Here is a 394-nt window from a genome sequence, read left to right as displayed (position 1 = left end):
TATCTGACTTGATTCATACGAATATCTATTTAGTAGAAAATTTTGATGAAATAGAGAGGTATAGCGACTATTTCGATGGAATTGAACGTATGTTAGAGATATCTGAAAAACGGATGGTAGCCTAATGGAAATTCAAGATTATACTGATAGTGAATTCAAACACGCTTTAGCACGGAATCTTCGTTCTCTGACAAGAGGAAAAAAGTCCAGTAAGCAACCCCTATAGCGATTTTGCTTGGAGGGCAAAGTGGTGCTAGCAAGACTACAATTCATCGTATTAAACAGAAAGAATTTCAAGGAAATATTGTTATCACAGATGGCGATAGTTTTCGTTCTCAGCATCCACACTATTTAGAACTTCAGCAAGAATATGGCAAAGATAGTGTAGAATACA

At 35.8% G+C, this 394-nt stretch carries 1 protein-coding gene and 1 pseudogene; both read left to right on the top strand.

Translation table 11 applies throughout. From position 1 onward, the window contains the following. The first annotated feature begins 8 nt into the window (after nt 1-8). Nucleotides 9-125, top strand: coding sequence for a hypothetical protein (locus HMPREF2837_RS10975; RefSeq protein WP_398578173.1), 117 nt, complete (start codon nt 9-11; stop codon nt 123-125). After that, nucleotides 125-394: pseudogene (locus HMPREF2837_RS10130) on the top strand (zeta toxin family protein); the annotation flags it as partial. The gene HMPREF2837_RS10975 and the pseudogene HMPREF2837_RS10130, both read left to right, overlap by 1 nt.

Source organism: Streptococcus sp. HMSC071D03, assembly GCF_001812125.1.
GTDB lineage: Bacteria > Bacillota > Bacilli > Lactobacillales > Streptococcaceae > Streptococcus > Streptococcus pseudopneumoniae_N.
This window is presented reverse-complemented; position numbering and strand designations above follow the sequence as displayed.